This window comes from Paracoccus sp. pheM1 (genome assembly GCF_018499825.1).
Taxonomy (GTDB): Bacteria; Pseudomonadota; Alphaproteobacteria; order Rhodobacterales; family Rhodobacteraceae; genus Paracoccus; species Paracoccus versutus.
On record NZ_JAGXCX010000001.1, the window covers coordinates 1,249,596 to 1,272,677 of the forward strand.

21 protein-coding genes are annotated in these 23,082 nt (G+C 66.4%); 5 read left to right on the forward strand and 16 right to left on the reverse strand.

Going from position 1 to position 23,082, the window contains the following annotated elements:
- The gene (locus KF941_RS06235; protein ID WP_114536310.1) at positions 1-1,383 is read left to right on the forward strand and encodes a tripartite tricarboxylate transporter permease; all 1,383 of its coding nucleotides are present in this window, start codon (positions 1-3) and stop codon (positions 1,381-1,383) included.
- A gap of 140 nt (positions 1,384-1,523) precedes the next feature.
- Here KF941_RS06235 and ugpC read toward each other — a convergent pair whose 3' ends face one another.
- From ugpC to KF941_RS06260, 5 genes are all read right to left on the reverse strand, one after another.
- Positions 1,524-2,618, reverse strand: a complete 1,095-nt coding sequence (ugpC, locus tag KF941_RS06240; RefSeq protein ID WP_214273663.1) for a sn-glycerol-3-phosphate ABC transporter ATP-binding protein UgpC — start codon at positions 2,616-2,618, stop codon at positions 1,524-1,526.
- On the reverse strand, positions 2,618-4,114 hold the full coding sequence (gene argH / locus KF941_RS06245; RefSeq protein WP_214272829.1) for an argininosuccinate lyase: 1,497 nt from the start codon (positions 4,112-4,114) through the stop codon (positions 2,618-2,620). Before argH ends, ugpC begins: the two co-directional genes overlap by 1 nt.
- A 2-nt stretch (positions 4,115-4,116) precedes the next feature.
- Positions 4,117-4,962, reverse strand: a complete 846-nt coding sequence (locus KF941_RS06250) for a carbohydrate ABC transporter permease (RefSeq protein WP_214272830.1) — start codon at positions 4,960-4,962, stop codon at positions 4,117-4,119.
- Between the two features lies 1 nt (position 4,963).
- Entirely contained in the window at positions 4,964-5,896 is a 933-nt protein-coding gene (locus KF941_RS06255; protein WP_036758345.1) for a sugar ABC transporter permease, read from the reverse strand.
- A 62-nt stretch (positions 5,897-5,958) separates the two neighbouring features.
- On the reverse strand, positions 5,959-7,233 hold the full coding sequence (locus KF941_RS06260) for an extracellular solute-binding protein (protein ID WP_114536307.1): 1,275 nt from the start codon (positions 7,231-7,233) through the stop codon (positions 5,959-5,961).
- Positions 7,234-7,380: 147 nt separating this feature from the next.
- Between KF941_RS06260 and KF941_RS06265 the strand changes: the two genes are divergently transcribed.
- Entirely contained in the window at positions 7,381-8,427 is a 1,047-nt protein-coding gene (locus KF941_RS06265; RefSeq protein WP_214272831.1) for a substrate-binding domain-containing protein, read from the forward strand.
- 573 nt (positions 8,428-9,000) lie between these two features.
- Here KF941_RS06265 and KF941_RS27885 read toward each other — a convergent pair.
- Genes KF941_RS27885 through KF941_RS06290 form a run of 5 tightly spaced genes read right to left on the reverse strand, consistent with a single transcriptional unit; the run spans position 9,001 to position 12,704 of the window.
- Positions 9,001-9,429, reverse strand: coding sequence for a recombinase family protein (locus tag KF941_RS27885; protein ID WP_346428968.1), 429 nt, complete (start codon positions 9,427-9,429; stop codon positions 9,001-9,003).
- Positions 9,369-9,938: a hypothetical protein gene (locus KF941_RS27890; protein WP_240540248.1), complete on the reverse strand. Its 570-nt coding sequence runs from the start codon at positions 9,936-9,938 to the stop codon at positions 9,369-9,371. The genes KF941_RS27885 and KF941_RS27890 overlap by 61 nt, the downstream gene beginning before the upstream one ends.
- A gap of 55 nt (positions 9,939-9,993) precedes the next feature.
- The gene (locus KF941_RS06280) at positions 9,994-10,350 is read right to left on the reverse strand and encodes a 2Fe-2S iron-sulfur cluster-binding protein (RefSeq protein WP_214272832.1); all 357 of its coding nucleotides are present in this window, start codon (positions 10,348-10,350) and stop codon (positions 9,994-9,996) included.
- 37 nt (positions 10,351-10,387) lie between these two features.
- Positions 10,388-11,545, reverse strand: a complete 1,158-nt coding sequence (locus tag KF941_RS06285) for an aromatic ring-hydroxylating dioxygenase subunit alpha (RefSeq protein WP_240540249.1) — start codon at positions 11,543-11,545, stop codon at positions 10,388-10,390.
- Positions 11,546-11,549: 4 nt separating this feature from the next.
- Complete coding sequence (locus KF941_RS06290; RefSeq protein ID WP_114536304.1) at positions 11,550-12,704, reverse strand: SRPBCC family protein; 1,155 nt, start codon at positions 12,702-12,704, stop codon at positions 11,550-11,552.
- 132 nt (positions 12,705-12,836) lie between these two features.
- On the opposite strand from KF941_RS06290, the gene KF941_RS06295 reads away from it, so the two are divergent.
- Complete coding sequence (locus tag KF941_RS06295) at positions 12,837-13,757, forward strand: LysR family transcriptional regulator (RefSeq protein ID WP_214272833.1); 921 nt, start codon at positions 12,837-12,839, stop codon at positions 13,755-13,757.
- 27 nt (positions 13,758-13,784) lie between these two features.
- Here KF941_RS06295 and KF941_RS06300 read toward each other — a convergent pair whose 3' ends face one another.
- The 6 genes from KF941_RS06300 to argE form a co-directional block, all read right to left on the reverse strand.
- On the reverse strand, positions 13,785-14,990 hold the full coding sequence (locus KF941_RS06300) for an FAD-dependent oxidoreductase (RefSeq protein ID WP_214272834.1): 1,206 nt from the start codon (positions 14,988-14,990) through the stop codon (positions 13,785-13,787).
- A 38-nt stretch (positions 14,991-15,028) separates the two neighbouring features.
- Positions 15,029-15,982 carry an ABC transporter permease gene (locus tag KF941_RS06305; RefSeq protein WP_116222912.1) on the reverse strand — a complete coding sequence of 318 codons (954 nt, stop codon included), beginning with the start codon at positions 15,980-15,982 and terminating at the stop codon, positions 15,029-15,031.
- Between the two features lie 5 nt (positions 15,983-15,987).
- Entirely contained in the window at positions 15,988-17,280 is a 1,293-nt protein-coding gene (locus KF941_RS06310; RefSeq protein WP_214272835.1) for an ABC transporter permease, read from the reverse strand.
- 107 nt (positions 17,281-17,387) lie between these two features.
- Positions 17,388-18,458, reverse strand: coding sequence for an ABC transporter substrate-binding protein (locus KF941_RS06315; RefSeq protein ID WP_214272836.1), 1,071 nt, complete (start codon positions 18,456-18,458; stop codon positions 17,388-17,390).
- 91 nt (positions 18,459-18,549) lie between these two features.
- The gene (locus KF941_RS06320) at positions 18,550-19,686 is read right to left on the reverse strand and encodes an ABC transporter ATP-binding protein (protein WP_214272837.1); all 1,137 of its coding nucleotides are present in this window, start codon (positions 19,684-19,686) and stop codon (positions 18,550-18,552) included.
- A gap of 218 nt (positions 19,687-19,904) precedes the next feature.
- Positions 19,905-21,059: an acetylornithine deacetylase gene (gene argE, locus KF941_RS06325; RefSeq protein WP_214272838.1), complete on the reverse strand. Its 1,155-nt coding sequence runs from the start codon at positions 21,057-21,059 to the stop codon at positions 19,905-19,907.
- 238 nt (positions 21,060-21,297) lie between these two features.
- Here argE and KF941_RS06330 point away from each other — a divergent pair, with 238 nt between their 5' ends.
- A complete protein-coding gene (locus KF941_RS06330) occupies positions 21,298-22,569 on the forward strand; it encodes an NAD(P)/FAD-dependent oxidoreductase (RefSeq protein WP_214272839.1) in 1,272 nt (423 codons plus the stop codon).
- Positions 22,570-22,663: 94 nt separating this feature from the next.
- Positions 22,664-23,080, forward strand: coding sequence for a RidA family protein (locus KF941_RS06335; RefSeq protein WP_036760737.1), 417 nt, complete (start codon positions 22,664-22,666; stop codon positions 23,078-23,080).
- The last annotated feature ends 2 nt before the right edge of the window (positions 23,081-23,082 follow it).

Below are 23,082 nucleotides of genomic sequence, written 5' to 3' on the forward strand. Positions count from 1 at the left end.
ATGGACCCCTTGCTTTACGATATCCTGGTCGCCCTGGGACTGGGGCTGCTTGGCGCGGTGCTGTTCTCGGCCATCGGCCTAATCTCGGGGACGGACGAGACCACCACCATCGCGCCCGTGACCTTGCTGGTCGTTCTGCTGGGCGCACCGCCGGCGGGGGTGTTCACCTTCTGGATGTGCGCCGCCATCTCGAAGCACATGACCCATGCGGTCCCGACCGCGCTGCTTGGTATTCCCGGCGACACGATGGCGCTGCCCCTGTTGCAGCAGGCCTCGGCCCTGCGCAACCTGGGCGCCCCGCATATCGCCTTGCGCAAGATGCTGGCCGGCTCGGTCATCTCGGCCTTCATCGCCGTGCCGCTTGCCGTGCTCTTCGCGGTCATCCTGGCCCCCTTCGGCACCTATATCACCGCCTCGGCCCCGTGGCTCTTCATCGTGGCCTCGGTGCTGATCGCCTATTTCTCGGCCGGCCGCTGGGCTTCGGTCATCGCGCTTGTGCCGTTCACCCTGCTCATCGTCGCGCTGCAAAGCTTCACCGGCGCGCACGAGGTCAAGCTGGGTGTCAGCTATTTCCTGGGCATCGCGATCGGCCCGCTTGTCGCGGAACTCATCTCCGCGGCCTCGCCGCTGGAACGCAAGCGCATGAACCGCAGCGAGCCGCGCGAAACGACGCTGGCCCCCGACGTGAAGGGCTGGGGCGGATACTTCCCGAACCCGTTCCGGGTCCTGGATCGCAGCCAGGTGCGGGCGACGGCGACCGCCGCAGCGATCACCAGCGGAACCTTCGTCTTCAGCCCGGTGGCGATGACCGTCATCGCCGGCGAAATCGTCGGCGCGCGCATCAAGCACGCCTATCACCGGCTGACCTCGGTTCTGGCGGTGCGCAACGGCGTGACGGAATCGACCTATATCGCCGAGGCGCTCATCCCGCTGATCGCATTCGGCCTGCCGCTCAGCCCGGTGGCCGCCGGCCCTGCCGCGCCGCTGTTCAACGCGCCGCCGCGCTTCACCGTCAATTCCGAGACGGGCGTGGTCAACAACCTGCATACGCTGATGTCGGTCCCGGAGTTCCTGATCTGGGGCCTGGTCTCGGTGGTGATCGCGACACTGATCGCCTATCCCTTCGCCATGAACCATGCCCGCAGCGCCGCCGCCTTCGTCGCCAAGCGCATCAGCCACGAAGCCATCATCGCCACCTTCGTCGGACTTATCCTGGTGATCGGCCTATGGGAGGGCGGCGTGATCGCGCTGCTGGTCATCCTGACGGTGGGCCTGGTCGGCGGGCTGCTCTATCGCGTGCTGGGGATGAATACCGGGGTGCAGTTCATGGGCTACTACGCCGCCGTTCTCAGCGTGCCGGCGATCCTCAAGCTGCTTGGATAAGCACCGCGCCGCCCCGCCATCACGGGGCGGCATCACCACGTCGCGGCAAGCAAATGCTCGGGCATGCCCTCGATGCGCCGGGCCTTTGGCACCATCAGGCGATCATCACCGCCTGATGGCTATCAAACCGAAACCCGGCCTCAGGCGACCAGCCTTTCGGTCTCGCGGTCGAAATAGCGGATACTGTCCCGATCCGCCTTGAAGCTGGCCGCGTCGCCCGGCCGATAGGTCGCCGCCGCCGGGGCCCGCGCGATCACGCTGCCCGAGGGCAGGTCGAGATGCACGAAGGTCTCGGACCCATGCGGCTCGGCCACGCGGACCGTGCCGTGCAGCACCAGCGCCGCGCCGGTCGCCCCGGCATTAAGCGGCGCCAGATCCTGCGGGCGGATACCGACGGCGACGCGCGGCGAGGACGCCTGGCGCAGCCCCGGCGGCAGCGCATCCGGGACCAGCGCGACCCGGCCCGCATTGGCGCCGAAGCCGAGGCCGTCGCCGGACAGCTCCGCATCCAGCATGTTCATCTCGGGGCTGCCGATGAAACGGGCGGTGAACATGTCGGCGGGGCGGTTGTAAAGCTCCATCGGCGCGCCGACCTGCAGGATGCGGCCCTCGCGCATGACCACGATGCGGTCGGCCATCGACATGGCCTCGACCTGGTCGTGGGTCACGAAGACGATGGTGCTGCCGAGGCGCTGGTGCAGCTGCTTGATCTCCAGCCGCATCTGGCCGCGCAGCTGGGCGTCGAGGTTCGACAGCGGCTCGTCGAACAGGAACGCCTGCGGGTCGCGCACCATGGCGCGGCCGATGGCGACGCGCTGGCGCTGGCCGCCCGACAGCGCGGCGGGACGGCGCTCAAGCAGGTGGGACAGGCCCAGGATCCTGCCCACCTCCTGCACGCGGGCGTCCTTTTCCGCCCTGGACAGTTTCGCGGTGTAAAGCCCGAAGCCGATGTTCTGATGCACCGTCATATGCGGGTAGATGGCATAGTTCTGGAACACCATGGCGATGTTGCGCTGCTTGGGCTCCATCTGGTTCACCACGCGCGCGCCGATCTTCAGCGTGCCGCCCGAGATGCTTTCCAGCCCGGCGATCATGCGCAGCGTGGTGGACTTGCCGCAGCCCGAAGGGCCGACCAGCACCACGAATTCGCCGTCGGCGATCTGCAGGTCGATGCCGTGGACGGCGGTCGAGGCGCCGTAGGTCTTGACGATCTTGTCGAGGGTAATGCTCGCCATCATGCTCCTCCCGAGAGCTGATTGAAGGATTGTTCAAGGGCTTCAGCCGCCGCGCGGTCTTGCGCCGCGCGGGCCGCGGCCCGGTTTTCCAGGGCCTGCAATTCCGCCCCGTAGCCCGCCAGCGCCGGTTGCAGCGCCGCCGGGGCGGGGCCGCCGAAACGGTCGCGCAGGGCGACGAAATGCGCGGCAGACGTCGCCTGGGCGAAGGCCGCGGCGTCCATCTCGGGCGCCTGGCCGGTCGCGGCCTGATAGGCGCGGCGGAAATGCGGATAGCCGCCCGAGGACAGATCCTCGCCCGCCGCAACGACCGCGCCCGCAACCTCCGAGGCGATCTCATGCGCGGCGCGGAAGGACAGGCCCGCCTCGCGCACCAGCATGTCGGCAAGCTCGGTCACGGTGGCGCAGGACAGGCGCAGGTTGCGGGCCACGCGGGCACCATCGACCTGCAATGCCGCCATCACCCGGCCGAACAGGCGCAGGCTGCGCAGCGCGGCGTCGAAGGCCTGGTGGCCTAAGTCCTGCGTCTCGCCCTCGCTGTCGTTCATGTCGGTGAAGGGGGTGTTGTGCAGGATGTCCAGGACCGCATTGCTGCGCGCCCAGGTCTGGCTGGCCAGGTGGCGCAGATGCTCGATGGCGACCGGGTTGCGCTTTTGCGGCATGATCGAGGAGATCTGCACCAGCCCGCCGGGCAGGCGGATCTGCCCCACCTCGAAGCTGCTCCAGAATTGCAGGTCCTGGACCGGGCGGCCCAGGTGCAGGAACAGAAGCGACAGCGCCGAATAGGTCGCCGAGATGTAGTCCACCGTCGCGATGCAGCCATAGGAGTTCCGCAGGGGCGCCGCGAAGCCCAGGAGCTGCGCCACGCGATGGCGGTCGGTCGGAAAGCCGGTGGTGGTGATCGCCGCCGCGCCCAGGGGGCAGCGGTCGACGATTTCCAGCGCCGCCTCCAGCCGGGCCAGGTCGCGCAGCATCACCTCGGCCACGGCGGCCAGGTAATGGCCCAGCGTGGTCGGCTGCGCCGGCTGGCCGTGGGTATAGGCGACGATCAGGGTCTCGGCCTCGCGCCCGGCGGTGGCCAGAAGCTGGGCCAGCGCCGCGCGGCCCTCGGCCAGCGCCGCCTCGACCCTGGGCTTCAGGGCCAGCCGGAACAGCGTGTGGTCGATGTCGTTGCGCGACCGCGCGGTGTGCAGCCGCCCGCCCAGGTCGGGGCCGATCCTGGCCTTCAGCGCCTTTTCCATGGCGAAGAAGAAATCCTCAACATCGCCGCCATAGCGCATGGCGGCGGGGTCGGTCTCGGCCCAGACGGCGCGCAGCCCGCCCGCGATGGCGCCCGCCTGCGCGGGCGTCAGGATGCCGGTCTCGGCCAGCATCACCAGATGGGCCTTGTCCACCTGCCGCAGCGCATGGGCATGGCCCGTGCGCGCGCCGTCGAACAGCGGCGCCAGCACCGTGTCGCGATAGACCGGATCGGGAAAGGTGTCGGAAACATGGGTCATGGTCAGCCCTTCACGCCGGCCAGCATGACGCCGCGGACGATATAGCGTTGGAAGAACAGGAAGATCAGCAGGGTCGGGATGGTCGACAGCGCCGCCCCGGTCATGATCATCTCCCACTGGATCGACTGCTCGACCGCGAAGCTGGAAAGCCCGACCGGCAGCGTATAGAGGTCGCGGTCGGTGGTGACGATCAGCGGCCAGAAGAAGGCCGTCCAGTTGCCGAGGAAGGTGAAGATCGCCAGGGCCGACAGCGCCGGCGTCACCAGCGGCATGGCGATGCGCCACCAGATGGTGAATTCGTTCAGCCCGTCGATCCGCGCCGCCTCGAGGAAATCGTCGGGCACGGTTTCGAAGAACTGGCGCATCAGGAAGACGCCGAAGGCGGTCATCAGGCCGGGGAACATGATCCCCCAATAGGTGTCGGTCCAGCCCAGGCCGCTCGACATCAGATACCACGGGATGACCAGCATCTCGGTCGGGATCATCAGCGTGGACAGGATCGCCAGGAAAACCAGCTTGCGGCCCGGGAAGCGGAACTTGGCCAGCGTGTAGGCGACCAGGCTGTCGAAGAACAGGCACGAGACCGTGGTGATCACCGCGATCAGGGTCGAGTTCAGGAACCAGCCGAGGAAGCGGCCGTCCGACAGCACGCGGACATAGTTCTGCAGCGTCGGGTTGGCCGGGACCAGGCGCAGGTCGAAGACCTCGCCCGCCGATTTCAGCGAGGTCGAGAACATGAAGAACAGCGGCGTGATCATGATGACCCCGCCGATGAACAGGCAGGTCCAGGCGATGATCGCGCCGGGGCGGATGCTGCGCGGGACAGGGGCGGTTGCGGATCGGCTCATCTCAACGGCTCCGCAGGATCCAGAGCTGGATCATGGTGATGACCAGCAGGATGGTGAACAGGACGACGGTCTGCGCCGCGGCGTAGCCCATCTGGTATGACGAGAAGGCGGTCTGGTAGATCATCAGCACCAGCGGCTTGGTCGAGTTCAGCGGCCCGCCCGGATCGTTGCTGGTCATGTTGTAGACCTGGTCGAAGATCCGCAAAAATCCGATGGACGAGAACACGACCAGGAACACCGTGGTCGGCTTCAGCAGCGGCAGGGTGATCCGGTGCAGGATGGTGAACTCGCCCAGCCCGTCCACGCGCGCGGCCTCGTAATAGGTCGTCGGGATGGCGCGCAGCCCGGCCAGGAAGATGATGATCTGGAAGCCCAGGCCCGCCCAGATCGCCGTGACCATGATCGCCGGCAGCGCCTGTTCGGTCGAGCGCAGGAAGGGCTGCGCCTCGAAGCCCAGCATGCCGATGAAGCCGTTGATGATGCCGATGGGCGGCGGCTGGTAGAACAGCCGCCAGACCCAGGCCATCGCCGCGGCAGTGGTCAGGAAGGGCAGGAAATACAGCGCCCGGATCGCGCCATGCAGGAAGCGCACGCGGTCGAGGTAATAGGCGATCACGAACGATATCGCGATGCTGATGGGCGTGCCGATCAGCAGATAGGCGAAGGTGTTGCGGAAGACCTGCCAGAACAGCGGGTCGGCCAGCATCTTGCGGTAATTGTCGAGGCCGATGAAATTCGCCTCGTTCAGCAGGTCCCAGTCGGTCAGGGACAGCCAGAAGGCTTGCAGGGTGGGATAGAAGCGGACGACGCCGAAGAACAGGATCGGGACGGCAAGGAAAAGCCATGCCCAGACGATCTGCTTGGTCGTGACCGACAGCCTGTCCCACAGGCGCAGGGAACCCGTCCCTCCGCCGGAATGGTCGGATGGTGTCATAACATGGTCCTCGATGCTTGAAGCCACGCAAGATCCCCGGCCCTTCGGCCGGGGCCGGCGGGTCATTTCGCGAAATGCTTGTCCAGCAGGGCCTGTTCCGCCTTGGCGGCCTCGGCCACAGAATCCGCCGGGCTCTGGCCTTGCAGCAGCGCCCGGTTCACCATGTCGATGGCGATCTGGCGCTGCGCGGCCTCGTCCACGAAACGGGTGGTCTGCGAATAGTCCAGCGCCCGGATGAAGGGGCCGAAGACGGGATCGGCCAGGTTCGCCTCGGTCATGGCGACGTCCTTGCGGGCGGGCAGCTCGCCCACCTCCTTCTGCCAAAGCTCCATGGCGGCGGGCGACGAGATATAGGCCAGGAACTTCTTGGCCGCCTCGAGTTCCTCGCCCGAGGCCGAGGCGCCGATGCCATTGGCGAAATAGCTGGCATAGTTGGCGCGGGTGCCGTCCGCCGCCGCCGGCAGCTCGGCCACGCCCCATTCGAAGCTGCCGATGGTGCCATAGCTGGCCAGGCGGAAGGTTCCGTCCACCACCATCGCCGCCAGTCCGGCGCGGAAGGCGGCCTGGCCCTCGTCCATGAAGCCTTCCTTGCCGACCTTGTGCTGGGTCTGCAGCGCCAGGTAATAGTCCAGCGCCTTCAGCCCGGCCTCGCTGTCATAGGTAACGGTGGTGCCGTCGTCGGAATAGGGTGCGCCGCCATATTGCGCGGTCAGGATCGTGCGCCACCAGTGATGGTCCTGCCGGGCGATGTCCAGCGCGATCCCGGCCTGGACCAGGTTGCCGCCATTGTCATGCCTGGCGGTCTTTTTCGCGACCTCGACCAGTTCGTCCAGCGTCTTCGGCGGCTCGGTCACGCCGGCTTCGGCGAACAGCTTCTTGTTGTAGAACAGCGCCATGGTCCGCACCGCCGTCGGCAGCGCGTAATATTGCTCGTTGCGCTTCATCGCGCCGACGATCGGAAAGAACTCCGCCTCGATCGCGCTTGCGGGAAAGGCGTCCCCGGGCAGCGGCTGCAGGATGCCGCCATCGACGAAATTGTCGATCCAGCCATAAAAAAGCTGCACCACGTCGGGGCCCTTGCCGGCGGCATGGGCCGCAACCACGCGGGTCTGGTAGTCGGCATAGGGGAATGTCACCTGCTTCACGGTGATGCCGGGGTTCTCGGCCTCGAACGCGTCGATCAGCGTGTCCATCGCCTTCACGCGGGCGTCAAAGACATATTGCCAATATTCGATCTCGACATCCGCCGAAGCGAGGGTCGGGCCAAGCGCGGTGGCGCAGGCAAGGGCGGCGGCAAGGCGCAGCCTTGCGCGGCCGGTCAGGGCGATGCGGGTCATGGGTCTCCTCCCGAGGTTACGCAAGCGCTTGCATAGCATGCGCAAGCGCTTGTGTAAACTGCCGAGGTCGACCGGGGATTGACCCCGAAAAATTCAGCAAATATCCTTATTTTCATAAAGTCGCGTTGCGCAAGCGAAGGGAACCACATGGCCAATGATCGCCCGAATCAGGGACAGGGCATCGGCCTGAAGGCGGTGGCGGACGAACTGGGCCTGTCGCAATCGACGGTCAGCCGCGCCTTGCGGAACCACCCCTCGATCCCCGCCGCCACGCGCGAGCGCGTGGCACAGGCCGCCAAGCGCATGGGCTATGCCCCGAACGCGCGGGCACGGGGCCTGGCCATCGGCCGGACCGAGGCGATCGGGCTGGTCTTTCCGCTCGAACGCCTGCGCCTGGTCCAGACGAATTTCGTCGATGTGCTCAGCGGGATCAGCGACGTCGTGACCGAACGCGGCTACAACCTGCTGCTGTCGCCGTTTCGCGACGACGAAGCCTCGGTGCTGCGCCGCCTGGCGACATCGCGGATGGTGGACGGGCTGATCATCACCCGGCCGCTGGTCCATGACCCGCGCATCCGGTTGCTGGCCGACACCGGCATCCCCTTCGTCGTGCATGGCCGCAGCGACGTGGACATTCCCTATTCCTACGTCGACGTGGACAATTTCGAGATCTTCAGGCGGCTGGCCGAGCTGTTGCTGGACTACGGGCACACCCGCATCGCGACGCTGAACTCCTATCGGCGGTTTCGCTATGCCGCGGCCCGCGCCGCGGGCTATCGCGCCGCGATGGACAGCCGCCGTCAGCCCGTCGACCCGGATCTGGTGCTGGAAACCGCGATGACGGAAGAGGACGGGGTGGCATGCGCCGCCCGGCTCTTGTCCTTGCCCGAGCCGCCGACGGCGATCATCTGCGGGTCCATCTTCCTGGCGAAGGGGGTCTATCGCGCCGCGGCCGAGGCGGGGCTGCAGATCGGCCGCGACCTGTCGGTCGTGGCCCATGACGACCAGCTGCGCGGGATCTCGGCGGCGGATTTCGTCCCCGCGCTGACGGCCACGCAGCTTTCGGTCGAAATGGCCGGGCGCCGGCTGGCCGAGATCCTGATCGACCGGATCGAGGGCAAGCTGGGCGACGACCCCGTCGGCGAAGTATCCCGCCCCGATTTGATTTTGCGCGAGTCGGTGGGCCGCCGGTGATTGCAGCCTCAGCCGCCGAAAGAGTTTATCCTAGTTCAACGCGCTCTAGCGCAGGTCGCGGTCGCGGGCACGCATCCCACGATGCTTGCGATTGGCCGAACGACGCGTCCCGAGACGCGCTGCTTAGACCAGCCCTTTCAACCTCATAACGAAATCCCGGCTTCAAGACCCTGAATCGGCGCTACCGTCCTGACCGAACGACAGAACCGCCCTCAGACAGCTTTCAAAGGCACGGCCGAGCATACTTTCCATGTCTCAATGGTTACGCCCACATCTATCAGATTCGCAGTCTCGACGGCTATGGGCGTGATCAGGTCAACGTCGACATCCAGCGTATCGATTCCGACCATAGCCACCACGTCGAGCTGCCCTTTGATGGCGCCGCTGAGCACGACATTCGCGAGACGCCCCCCGGCTTCCGCAGATCAAGCAGGCCGTCAGGATCGCCACGGGGGCGCGAAAAGGAAATGGGAACCCGGTTGTTGGTGCAGGTGCCGCGCCGATGAGGATTGAGGCGCCCGAGACGATTGGACAAGATGATCCCAACCTTCCCGCCGCAGCATCCGCAGGTCATCAGGCCGGAAAGGAGAGAGACAGGCCGGTTCGCCAGATGCAGCCGCCTCGCCCTCCCCTCCCACGCGTGCTGGCCGGATTCAGGCCGAAGATTTCCGCGATCTGCTTTTGGCATTCGCGCACCGCGTTCCAGAGCGCATCGTTCACGATCCGCAGATGCGGGACCTGCGCTCTGATCCATGCGGCTTCCGGGTTCGGGCGCGATACCCGCTTGCCGGTGCTGGGATCCTTGACGAAGCGGAGCCGGTTCCAGACCAGAACGCCCGCGTAAAGCTCGTTGTTGACGATGCCGGTTCCACGATTGCGGTGGCCTCGAGTACTGGTATCGCCCCATCCCCGGCCCAGCGGGCCGGGGATGCCCTTCTTGTTCAGATCGACAGCGATGGTCGTCGGGCTTTTGCCGACGCGAACTCGCGGAAGATGTAGCACGCGACCTCGGCTTCCTCGGGAATGATTTCCCGGTCGCCCCGGATCGGCTCGCCGCTGGCGTCAAGCTTCTTGACGACCTTGAGACCGCCGCCCGCCTTGCCCTTCTCTCCGCGACATCGGACAGCATCGGCCGCGTTCTGAACGAGATATCGACGCCCTCGGACACGGCGGCAAGCGCGCCCATCACCGCTGCGACATCCTCCAGACTGTGTCCCGTCACCTTCCGGGTTTCCTCCCGGCTCAGCGCCGCCTCGCATTCCAGGAACAGCGCCGTCGAGCAAAGCCATCATCTCGGCCGCGCGATGGAGCCGCTGTTCGGCCTCGATCATGTCGCGGGTGGTGAGGCGATCTTCGCCGTGTCCGTCCTTACCCAATTCGACCAGATCGGGCGAACCGCGCATCGCGCCCATGACCTCGTTGAACTGGTCGATGCCGGCGCTGTGCCGATGCGTGAACGTCGATTGCCGATGCGTGATCGCGTCCAGCGCGATGGAAGGTTCGGCGATCAATCCTGCATCGTCCCATCGAAGCGACTCCAGAGATGATCATCGCAGCCCGCTGGTGCTACAGCAGGGCGGGCGGCACGATGAGGATGAGCCCCTCCAGTTCCTCGCTGGCAAGGATCTGGCAACTCAACCGACTCGTCGGAGTCCGCTCTCCGTCGACCATGTCCAGCATCTCGTCCTCGAGCGGGCCCGGCGGGCCGAGACGTTCCGCCCAAACGGGATCGGTTGCGACATGGCAGGTCGCGCAGGCAAGCGCGCCGCCGCAATCGCCATGGATGCCCGGCACGCCCGCATCGCACGCGGCCCTCATCAAGTTGGTTCCCGAGGCGACATTCGCGCTGATTTCGCGGCCATCGGCATCACGCCAGGTTATGAGAGGCACTGTTGGTCTCCGTGTATTTCGCCAGGCGCGCATCCGCGCCCGGGTGGAATTCGCAAAGGCGTGGGAAGCATCAATAGGCACTGACCGCGCGCAAGGGCGTTTCTTCCGGGGGAACCTGCCGGCCGAGATAGCGATAGAAGTCCCAGATCGTGCCCTCGTAGTCGCGCGGCGCCAGCGGGCCGGAAGGCGCGTGGCGGGACGCGAGGGTTCGCTGCATCCTTTCCAGCTTCTCGCGATCCTCGCGATTGACCTCATGCCAAAGCGCGATCCTGTCCTCCAGCTCGTCCTGCGTGAGCTCGTCGCCCCAGGTGGACATGGTCCACCGCACCCGGATGCGATCGACCGCCAGGGGCTGGATCGAGAAGGAGACCAGCAAGGTCGCCGCCTGGCTGGCGATCTGCGTCGGGAACAGGCAGAACAGCGTCGAGCGGCGCCGCTCCTCCTCGGTAAGGCCCGGTGCCCCCGTGCCGCGCGATCCCGCGGTCTCGGGATAGTTGGCGCAATAGGAGGTGAAGCTGTCGTCGGACATCGACTTCCGGCTCAGGCCGGTCGGCGTGTAGGGATGCAGCGTTTCGGGATGCACCACCGAAAGATGGTAGGCTTCCATGAAGTTCTCGACCAGGCATTTCCAGTTGGTGCGCCACTCCTCCTCGAAGCTGCGCACGATCCGCATTTCCCCGGTGCGATAGTGGCCGAGCAGATCGCCGAGCTGGCCGAGGCGCGGCGCCAGCGGGCGGGCCTCGGGATCCAGGTTGGCATAGATGAAGCCGTTCCAGACCTCGCAGGGAAACGACGGCAGGCTGCAGGTTTCCCTGGTGACGCCCTTGTCGCGCATCCTGGGGGCGTTGACCAGCTCGCCGGCGCGGCCGTAGCTCCAGGCATGATACGAGCAGACGAAGCGGCGCGTGGAGCCCGACCCTTCGGCCAGCGGCATGCCGCGGTGGCGGCAGAGATTGGACAGCACGCGCACGGCGCCGTCGTCGCCGCGCACCACCAGCAGCGTCTCGTCGAAAAGCTGGCCGGTGAAATAGTCCCCCGGACCGGGGATCTCGTCGGCCCGGCCGAGGCAGTGCCATTCCCTGGACAGGAACGTCTCCACCTCATGGCGGAAATAGTCGGGATCGGTATAGAACCGGCCCGGCAGGCATTGCGCGTCATGCTCCGGCAGGCCGGCGACGACGCGCAACCTGTCGTTCATCGACGGGATATCGGAAATCGCGGTCGTCATCGGCCTACTCCGCGGCCAGGGCGGCAGAGCGGTCGAAGCCCGCGGTGCGTTCGGCGATGTAATGCATGAAGTCGTAGATCGGCCGCTCGAGATAGGACAGGTGCCCCGGCCGGGCCGCATTCGCGCTGAGGCCGCGGAATACCTTCTCGGTGCAGCCGCGATCCTCGGCATTGACCTCGTCCAGCAGGCCCTTGAGCGTGGCGACATATTCCTCGGCGCGCGGATCGGCCATGAATTCGGGGGCCAAGCCGCCGCCGAAGACGATCGCCACCTGCCCCGCGCCCTTGGGATGCAGCGACAGATACCAGAAATAGCCGGGGGTCAGCGTGATCAGATGGCTGGGATAAAGCGTGATCAGCGCCGTGGTCTTGCGCCAGCGCCCCTCGAGCCGGGTGTTGTCGGGATGCGCGTTGCCCATCGGCAGCGAGGCTTCCTTGGTGATCCAGTGATAGTTGAAGGCTTCCAGGCCCGGCGGGCATTCCATTTCCTCCAGCTTGGAATGGCCACCCACGGTCGCGGCATGGCAGACCGGCAGGTGATAGCTCTCCATGAAATTCTCGGCGAGCACCTTCCAGTTGGTGTCCCAGACATGGGTTTCGCGGAAGCACTCGACATAGTTCTCCACCCCATAATGGGCGATCAGCTCTTCAAGCGGCGCCAGAGCCGGGGCGAGGCTGGGGCGATCCTTGTCCAGCGTGATGTAGATCCAGCCGAGCCATTCCTCGCAGCGGATCTGCGGCAGGGCATAGTCCTCCTTGCAGAAGCCGGTGGTCCTGGTCATGAACGGCGCGCCGCGCAGCTTGCCGTCCAGATCATAGGTCCAGGCATGGTAGGGGCAGACCAGCAGGCGCTTGTTGCCGCAACCCTCGACCAGCGTGGACATGCGGTGCAGGCAGACATTCGAGAAGGCGCGGATCTGTCCGTCCTTGCCGCGCAGCACCACGATGGGCTGGCCGGCCAGATCATAGGTCAGATAGTCACCGACATTGGGCAGCCCGCTCGACCGGCCGACGCAGATCCATTCCCGCGAGAAGATGCTTTCGAGTTCGCAAGCCAGGAAATCGGGGCTCGTATAGACGGCGGGCGGCATCGCATGGGCGTCTTCGAGCGGGCGGTTGACGGCCTCGAGCAATTCGGAAACGGGCTGGGCTAGTGACATAAGGGTGCTCCTTGTCTTCGCATGGGGAAAAGTCCTGGCAGCCGGCCAAGCGGGCCGCCGGTCGGAAATCAGCTTGACCTTTTTCCAAGGAATATCAAAACTCGAATATCCGAGGTTTAAGCCAGCTTTTATATGGTTCGTTTCACCCTACGCCAATGCGCCTACTTCCGCGCCGTCGCCGAGCAGGGCGGCATCGCCCAGGCGGCGCGCGTGCTCAACATCTCGCAGCCCTCGGTGGCACAGGCGCTGGACAAGCTCGAGGATGTGACCGGCCTGGTGCTGTTCGAGCGGCACCACGCGCGCGGGCTCACGCTGACGCTCCAGGGCCGGCTGTTCCTTCAGCATGTCATGCGCCTGGAAGAACAGGCGCGGCAGGTCGAGCGCGAGGCCACCGCGCTGGCTGCCGAGGCTGCCGGAGAGATTCGGCTGGGCGTGTTCTGGACGCTGTCGCCCTTCTACGCCGCCGGCCTGATTCGCAGCTTCAACGACGCGACCCCCGGCGTGATCGTCCGGCAGCAAGAGATGGCGCTGGCCGATCTGGCCGATGCGGTGCGGGATGGGTCGATCGACCTGGCGCTGACCTATGACCGGGGCAGCATGCCGGATGGGTTGGCCTTCGTGGAACTGGCGGAGTTGCGGCCGATGGTGGTCGTTGCCGCCGATCATCCGCTGGCGGGCCAAGGCTCCGTGCGCCTGGCCACGCTTGCGGATGAGCCCTATGTCATGCTCGACGGTCCCGGCAGCCGCCGATATTTCGAGGATCTGCTGGCGGAAAGCGGCATCAACCCGCCGATCTCCTATGTCTCCACCTCGCTCGAGTCGGTGCGCAGCGCAGTGGCGTCGGGCTTCGGCTTCACCTTGCTGGTGATGCGCCCGCCTTCCGCGACCACCTATGACGGCGGCGCGGTGAAGACCCTGGAGATCGAGGATGATCTGCAGCCCCTGCGCATCGTGCTCGCCTCACGCGAGGGCGTGCATCGCGGGCTCATCGCCCGGCGCTTCACGGACCATGCGGTCGCGTTCTTTGCGGCGCGCCACGAGGCGACAGCCTGACGCAAGGAGATTGCCGGACGGGCTGGCCTACCGCATCAGCGTCTTCAGATCGGTGGCCACATCGGCCACCAGATCGGGGACTGCGGTCCGGCCCGATTCGATCAGCCGCTTGCCCACCATGAAGGCGCGCGGGTCGTTCATGGCATCGACCGCCAGCAGCCGCTCGCCCGAGTAATACCAGATGCTGACCGCTTCCCCGTCGCCGGGGCGCGTGACCACCCGGTCGTAACCCACGTTCAGGCCGGCGATCTGCAGCTTGCAATCGTATTGATCCGACCAGAACCAGGGCTTGGGCAGGTAATCCCTGTCCGCGCCCATGATGTTCGCGGCGACGAGTTCGGCCTGGTCGATGGCGTTGCCGACCGATTCCAGCCGCATCTGGACACCGTTCAGCGGAAACGAGGCGCAATCCCCCGCCGCCCAGACATGCGGTGCCGAGGTGCGCCCCTGCGCATCGGTGCGGATGCCGTTGTCCAGCGCGATCCCCGCCGCCTGGGCCAGGGCGGTGGCGGGGACGATGCCGACCCCGACGATGACGAAATCCGCCGGCAGCTCCCTGCCATCCGTCAGGCGCACGGCGGTCACATGGCCTTCGCCCAGCAAGCGGTCGACGGCCATGCCCTCCATGATGGCCGCGCCATGGCCGGCATGCAGCTTGCGGAAATAGGCCGAGGTCTCGGGCGCGGCCACGCGTTGCAGGATGCGCGGCGCCATCTCGACCACCGTGACCTCCAGCCCCAGCTTGCGCCCGACCGCAGCGGCCTCCAGCCCGATATAGCCACCGCCGATCACCACCAGCCGGCGGCCGGGGGCGAAGCTGGCGCGGATGGCGTCGATATCGGCCAGGGTGCGAACGGTATGGACCCCGCCAAGCGTCCCGCCCATCTCGGCCGGCAGGCGGCGGGGAACCGAGCCGGTGGTCAAGGCCAGTTCGTCATAGACCAGCACCTCGTCCCCGACCGTCACGCTTCGCGCCGCGGGGTCGAGGGCCGTCACCGGCTGCCCCAGTTTCAGGGTGATCCGGTTTTCGGCCCAGAAATCGGCGGACCGCAGCCAAAGCCGCTCCTCCTCCATCTCGCCCAGCAGATAGGCCTTGGACAGCGGCGGCCGCTGATAGGGGGGCGCGGGCTCGTCGCCGATCACCGTGATCTCCCCCTCGAATTTCAGCGCGCGCAGCTTGGCGGCCAGGGCGGCCCCGGCCTGGCCCGCACCGATGACGACGACATGCGACATGGTTTCTCCTCTCAGGCTGTCTGATGTGTGAACCGCCCTCACCTTGGGGTCAGCCCCCTGAGCCGTTCCGAGCGCCTGCGCAGGAGCTCGACGGTGGTGAGGAGCGCGATGGAGAAGATGACCAGCAGCGTGGCGACGGCGAGGATGGCGGGCGAGATCTGCTCGCGGATGCCGTTCCACATCTGCCGCGGTATGGTCTGCTGGTCCGGCCCGGCGATGAACAGCACCGCCACCACCTCGTCGAAGGAGGTCACGAAGGCAAACAGCGCCCCCGAGATCACGCCGGGCAGGATCAAGGGCATGGTGATGCGGAAGAAGGTCGTGCGCGGGTTCGCCCCCAGGCTCGCCGCCGCCCGGTTCAGCGACTGGTCGAAGCCGATCAGCGTCGCCGTCACCGTGATGATGACGAAGGGAATGCCCAGCGTGGCATGGGCCAGGATCACCCCCAGGTAGGTGCCCGCCAGCCGGCCGCATTCCGGGTCCAGCCCGATCCAGCTCAGCGGCTCGCAGGGGTTCGAGTAGAAGAAGAACATCCCCGTCGCGGTGATGATGATCGGCACGATCATCGGCGAGATCAGCATGGCCATGATCGCCCGGCGCCAGGGCATCTCGGGCCGCGACAGACCCAGCGCCGCCAGCGTGCCCAGCACCGTGGCCAGGATGGTCGAGAAAAAGCCGATGATGATCGAGCTTTTCGCCGCATTCACCCATTTCGCGTTCTGCCAGGCATCCGCCCACCAGCTCAGGTCGCGCGGCGCGTCCGGCCGCGCCATGCCGAAGGTCAGCAGGCTGTCGTACCAGCGCAGCGAATAGCCCTCGGGGTCGAAGGACAGCATCCGGTCGGTGAAGGTGAAATAGGGCTCGGCGTTGAAGCTCAGCGGGATCACCACCACGATGGGCGCGATCAGGAAGAAGAAGATCGCGCCGCAGATCACCAGATAGGCGTAGTGCCAGACCTTCTCCAAGGGCGATGCGTAAGTCGGAAGCGCCATGGCGATTACCCCAGTTTCAGATTGTCGATGCCGACGAGCCGGTCGTAGACCCAGTAGAGGATCAGGACCCCGCCCAGAAGCAGCGCCGCCAGCGCGGCCGCCATGGACCAGTTCAGCGTCTGCGTCATGTGCATCGCGATCATGTTCGAGATCAGCTGCCCCGACGAGCCGCCGACCAGCGCGGGGGTGATGTAGTAGCCCACCGCCAGGATGAACACCAGGAGCGCCCCCGCCCCCAGCCCCGGCAGGGTCTGCGGGAAATAGATCCGGCGGAAGGCGGTCCAGCTGGTCGCCCCCAGGCTGCGCGCGGCGCGCACATAGCTGGGATTGATCGTGCGCATCACCGAATAGAGCGGCAGGATCATGAAGGGCAGCAGGATATGGGTCATGGCGATGATCGTGCCGGTCTGGTTGAAGATCATCTGCAGCCGCTGGGTGTTGCCGATCACCCCCAGCCAGACCAGCACGTCGTTGACCACGCCCTGCTGCTGCAGCAGCACGATCCAGGCCGTGGTCCTGACCAGCAGCGAGGTCCAGAACGGCAGCAGCACCAGGATCATCAACAGGTTCGACTGCCGCATCGGCAGCGTCGCCAGCAGATGCGCGACCGGAAAGCCCAGAAGGAAGGTGGTGAAGGTGATGACCAGCGACAGCCAGAAGGTGCGCATGAACAGCTTGACATAGATCTGCTGCTGCGCCGGGGCGGCAACCACCTCGCCCTGGTCGTCGCGGGTGCGGTCGACCGCCGCCAGGTAGAAGTTGCTGGTATAGGGCGAGGAGGCCTCGCGCATCACCGACCACAGCCTGGGATCGCCCCATTTCGCGTCCATCTCGAGGATGGCTTCGCGATAGGGCGGCTCGATGCCGCCGCGGGCCTGGCGCCCGGCCGAGGTGAACAGCGAGCGCGTGCCCGGCATGTCGTAGTTGATGCGGGTGCCGACGACGCCGACGGTGCGCGCCTGGGCGGCGGCGGTCAGGTCGGCGGCCAGCGCCGCCCAGGCGGCATCGTCGGGTTCGGTGCCGCGGGGGTTGTCGTGGAACCAGGCCGAGAGCTGCGGCATGTTGGCCGAGAAGCCGTCGTTCTTGACCGAGCGCTGCAGCATCTGCCCGATCGGCACCACGAAGGTGATCAGGATGAACAGCAGGAGCGGCAGCACCAGCAGGAACGCCCGCCGACGCGCACGACGCGAACTCCGCGCAAGCGCAGACTTCAACGGACGACCGTCCGATGTGGTAAGACCCGCTTGCCGCGGCCCCGCAGGAACGAGCGCCGCGTCATTTGCCGAGATATCTGCCATATTGCTGCCTCTGCTTCGCGTCAAACGGGGCGGCGCGAGACCCGCGCCGCATCCCTTGTTCCGGGCGATGAAGCCCTGCGCCGGCCGTCGGGGCCGGCGGCCCCGGTTCACTCCGCAAGCCAGGTGCTGAACCGCTCGTTGATCTCGATGTCGCGGTCGACCCAGAACTCGTAGGAGGAACGCAAGGCATTGGCGAGATTGGCCTCTGCCGTAGGCATGTGCGGCGCCATCTCGGTCTTGCCGTCCTCGTAGAGCCCGACCAGCGACAGCGAGGACTTGCGGGCCGGGCCGTAGCTGATCCATTTCGTCTGATCGGCAAGGCGCTGGGTGTCGGTGGCGAACTTGATGTATTCCAGCGCCGCGTCCTTGTTCGGCGCGCCCTTCGGGATCACGAACAGCTCATATTCATAGACCTGCCCGTCCCAGACCATGGCAAAGGGCTTGTTCTCGGTGACCACGGCCGTGAACAGGCGGCCGTTATAGGCGGTGGTCATCACCACCTCGCCATCGGCCAGCAGCTGCGGCGGCTGGGCGCCGGCCTCCCACCAGACCACGTTTCTCTTGATGGTGTCGAGCTTGGCAAAGGCGCGGTCCAGGCCTTCGGGCGTGGCAAGCACGTCATAGACCTCTGCCGCGGGCACGCCTTCGGCCATCAGCGCCATTTCCAGGTTGGCGCGGGCGCTCTTGCGCATTCCGCGCTTGCCGGGGAATTTCTCGGTGTCGAAGAAGTCGGCGATCGTGCTCGGCTTCTCGTCCGGGAACTTGGTCACGTCATAGCCGTAGACGGTCGAGAACACCATCGAGCCGACCGCGCAATCGGTAAGCGCCCCCGGCAGGAAATCCTCGGTCGCGGGCGTGCCGTCCGGGGCGGGCGGCAGGATGGCCGGGTCGATCTCCTCCAGCAGCCCGTCGTCGCAAAGCCGGATCGCATCGGTATATTCCACGTCGGCGACATCGACGCCGACGTTGTTCGATTCCACCATCGACTTGATCGGCGCGGCCGGGTTGTCGGCGGCAAGCATCTTGACGGCGATGCCGGTCTGAGCGGTGAAAGGCCGGTTATAGGCCTCGACCTGCGATTTCTCGCAGGCGCCGCCCCAGCTGATGACCGTGATATCGGCATGGGCGGCGGATGCGGCCGCGGCAAGCGCGGTGGTCAGGATCAGCATTTTCTTCATCGTTGGGACTCCCTGTTGAATTTCTGGCCGGTGGCCGCCTCTCGCGGCTCTTCCGGACTGGTCTGTGGTCGTTCAAGGCCGAGGGTCGGCTTCAGATCGGATCGAGGGCGCGCGCATCCTCGGGATGCCAGCCGATCTCGATGGTCTCGCCGGGGGGCAGCTTGCGCTGCCCCAGCGCGTTGCGGCACTTCATCACGAAGTCGCTGGTGCCCGCGACCTGCATGCGGATGCGAAGCACGTCGCCCATATAGATCACCTCGAGCACCTGGGCAGGGATCCGGTGCGCGCCGGGCGGCATCATCTCGGGCTTGAACTCCACCCGCTCGGGGCGGATCGAGACCAGCGTCTTCTGCCCGCGCGCGCGGATGTTCACCGGGGTGGCGTCGATCAGCTCTCCTGTCGCCAGCCTCACCGTCGCTCTGGTGCCGTCGAAATCCTCGATGGTTCCCGACAGCGTGTTGTTTTCGCCGATGAATTGCGCGACGAAGCTGTTCTGCGGCCGCTCATACAGCTCGGCCGGCGGCGCGAGCTGCTGGATCCGCCCGTCGTTGAACACCGCCACCCGGTCGGACATGGTCAGCGCCTCGCCCTGGTCATGGGTGACATAGACGACGGTGATGCCGATCTGGTCGTGCAGCCGCTTGATCTCGTATTGCATATGCTCGCGCAGTTGCTTGTCGAGCGCACCCAACGGCTCATCCATCAGCACCAGCTCGGGATCGAAGACCAGCGCGCGGGCCAGCGCGATGCGCTGCTGCTGGCCGCCGGAAAGCTGCGCCGGGCGGCGGTTTGCGAAATGGCCCATCTGCACCATGTCCAGCGCCCGCATGATCCTGGCCTCGCGCTCGGCCTTGCCGAGCCCGCGCACCTTCAGCGGAAAGGCCAGGTTCTCGCCCACGCTCATATGCGGGAACAGCGCGTAGTTCTGGAACACCATGCCGATGCCGCGCCGGTGCGGCGGCACCGAGTTGATCGGCCGCCCGGCAAGCCGGATCTCGCCCGAGGTGGCGGTCTCGAACCCCGCCAGCATCATCAGGCTGGTGGTCTTGCCGGATCCCGAAGGCCCCAGCAGCGTCAGGAATTCGCCCTTGGCGATGGCCAGGTTCAGATCATTCACCACGAGGGTTTCCCCGTCGTAGCTTTTCTGGACGCGCTCAAAGGCGACGAACGCGTCGCCGGCGACGGCCGCGCCCGTCCTGAGCCGGGCGGCTGCGGTAGCTTGGTTCAACTCTGGCTCCCTAGGTCTTGTCTGCGGCTGTCCCGACGGCAGAGCTGCGCCGGCATGGCCTTAACCCGGCCCGCGGCGTCAAATTGTCGGCCAACCACCCCTGTTCGTTGCGTGTCCCAATCATCCGAAACGGCGGCGTCTCGTAAATTAAAGTTTTCCGCAACTTTGCTTCGGCGAATCCTAAGCCCCTTGTCGCGCCGGGCCGGAGCCGGCCCGCATCACGCCCGAAGCCTGGCCAGCACCCCGTCCAGCATCCGGTCGCAGGCCGCAAGCTGCTGCGCGGTCAGGAACTCGTCGGGCTTGTGGCCTTGCGCCTCCATGTCGCCCGGCCCGCAAACCACCGTCGGTATCCCCAGCGACAGGAAATATCCGGCCTCGGTGCCATAGGTGACCTTGATGCGCTGCGGATGGCCGCAAAGCCGGGCGACCTCCTCCACCGCCGGGTGGTCTGGCACGATGTCCAGTCCCGGATAGGTGTTCGTCGTCGCGATGCGGATATCGGCCGCCGGGTCGGGGAATTGCGCAAGGATAGCCTGGACCTCGGCCCGCAGCCGGCGTTGAAAATCGGGCAGCGCATCGCCTGGCAGGTGGCGGAACTCGAATTCGACGACGGCCCGGTCCGGGACGATGTTCAGCGCCGTGCCGCCCTGCATCCTGCCGGCATGGACGGTGGAATAGGGAATGCCGTAAGCGTCATCCGCAAGCGCCGACCCGGCGTAATCCGACTGGATGCGGCGCAGCGCGGCGACGAATTCGGCCGCGAGATGCAGCGCGTTGACATGGCGCGGCGCCAGCGAGGAATGCCCGGCCGTGCCGTGGCAGGTCGCGACCAGCGCGGCCTTGCCCTTGTGCCCGATGGCCGGCCGCATTCCGGTCGGCTCGCCCACGATGCAGAATGCAGGCTGCCAGCCCAGGGCCTCGATGCCGGGCAGCATGTGGCGGATGCCGGTGCAGCCCAGCTCCTCGTCATAGGAGATCGCCAGCATGAGCGGCCGCGCCAGCCCCGTCTTGCCGGCGCGGCTGGCCGATGACAGCATTGCGGCCAGAAAGCCCTTCATGTCGGTCGTGCCCCGCCCGTAAAGATTGGCCCCTTCCCGCGTCAGCCGGAACGGGGGCCGACTCCAATCCTGCCCCGCGACCGGAACGACATCGCTATGGGCCGAGAGCATCACCCCGCCCTGCCCCTCGCCCAGCCGGGCCATGAGCCCCGCCTTCGTCCCGTCCGGCGAAGCCAGGCGATGCGTGGTGAACCCCGCCTGCCGCAGATGATGCTCGGCAAAATCGACCAAGGCCAGGTTGCTTTCGGCGCTGACGGTCGGAAAGGCGATCAGGCGCGCCAGAAGCGCCAGCGTCTCGGGATGGGGTCCGGTCATGTGCAGCTCCTCCGGTTGGTCCGGGACGGTTATGGCCGCTCGTCTGTGGGGCGAAACAAGCGTTTCCCGATCCATTGCTGTGGCCGAGCCTAATCCACCCTGTCCCCTGCCGATTTAGGATCAGCCTAACCGTTGCTGCACGAAATCATAATTTTCGCCTTTCCGGCCCGACGGTAGACCGAGGGAAAGGCAAGGCACGCGCCGCCAGAACCCCTGAAATCCACGGAAGGACGCAAGAATGTCAGTTGAGAAGATCGACACGCTGATTGTCGGCGCCGGTCAGGCCGGCGTCGCGATGAGCGAGCATCTGGGCGAGGCCGGCGTGCCGCATCTGGTTCTCGAACGCGGTCGGATCGCCGAGCGCTGGCGCTCGGAACGCTGGGATTCCCTGGTCGCCAACGGCCCCGCCTGGCATGATCGCTTTCCCGGCATGGAGTTTGCGGGCGATCCCGACGGCTTCGTCGCCAAGGAAGAGGTGGCCGATTACTTCGCGGCCTATGCCAGGAAAATCAACGCCCCGATCCGCTGCGGCGTCGAGGTGCGCGCGGTGCGCCGCAATGCGGGTCGTCCCGGCTTCACAGTCACCACCTCGCAAGGCGTGATCGAGGCCGAGCGCATCGTCGCGGCCACCGGCCCGTTTCAGAAACCGATCATTCCCCCTCTGGTCCCCGACGACGCCGGCCTCATGCAGATCCATTCCAGCACCTATCGCAACCCGGCACAGCTGCCCGAGGGGGCGGTGCTGGTGATCGGCGCGGGATCGTCGGGCGTGCAGATCGCCGATGAACTGCTGCGGGCGGGGCGCAGGGTCTATCTGTCGGTCGGCCCGCATGACCGGCCGCCGCGCGCCTATCGCGGCCGGGATTTCTGCTGGTGGCTGGGCGTGCTCGGCAAATGGGACATGGCCGCCCCGGCGCCGGGCACCGAGCATGTCACCATCGCCGTCAGCGGCGCGCGCGGCGGCGAGACGGTGGATTTCCGCCGCCTGGGCAATCAAGGCATGGTGCTGCTGGGCAGGACCGAAGCCTATCGCGACGACCGCCTGAGCTTTGCCCCGGATCTGCGCCAGAATCTCGACCGGGGCGACGAGAACTACCTTTCCTTGCTGGACGAGGCCGATGCCTATATCCGCCGCAACGGCCTTGACCTGCCCGAGGATCCCGAAGCCCGCAGGCGCGAGCCCGACCCGGACTGCGTGACGAAGCCGATCCCGGACCTGCACCTTGCCGATGCGGGCATCGCGACCGTCATCTGGGCCACGGGCTTTGCGGTGGATTTCGGCTGGATCAAGGCCGATGCCTTTGACGAACGCGGCCGCCCGATCCACCAGCGCGGCGTCTCGATCGAGCCGGGGCTGTATTTCCTGGGGCTGCCCTGGCAGTCGCGGCGCGGCTCCAGCTTCATCTGGGGTGTCTGGCACGATGCCCGCCATATTGCCGAGCAGATCACGATCCAGCGCAAGTATAGCGAATACCAGGGCAAGGCCCAGCGGATGCTGCAAGAGGCCTGACCATGCGATCCCCGCCGATCCCTTGCCGGCAGCAAGTCGGAGAGCCCTTTCAACCGGCGCCCTGACGATGCGCGCCACAGCCATGGAGACCAGGATGGCCCACACCCGCATCCGCAAATTCAACACCAAGGACACCTATCCCGAGCAGCGGCTCGACAACGATCTCTGCCAGGCGGTCGTCACCCAGGGCGGCCGCATCGTCTGGCTGCGCGGCCAGTGCCCGCAGGACCTGGACACGGCCCGCAACATCGACAGCCACGATCCGGTCGAGCAGACCCACAAGGTCATGCAGAACATCCGGCAGCTGATCGAGGAGGCCGGCGGCCAGATGGAGCATCTGGTCAAGGTCGTCGTCTATATCACCGACGTACGGCACCGCGAAGCGGTCTATCGCACCATGGGCGAATATCTCCGCGGCGTGCATCCGGTCTCGACCGGGCTGGTGGTGCAGGCGCTGGCGCGGCCGGAATGGCTGGTCGAGATCGACGGCACCGCCGTCATCCCGGAGTAAGA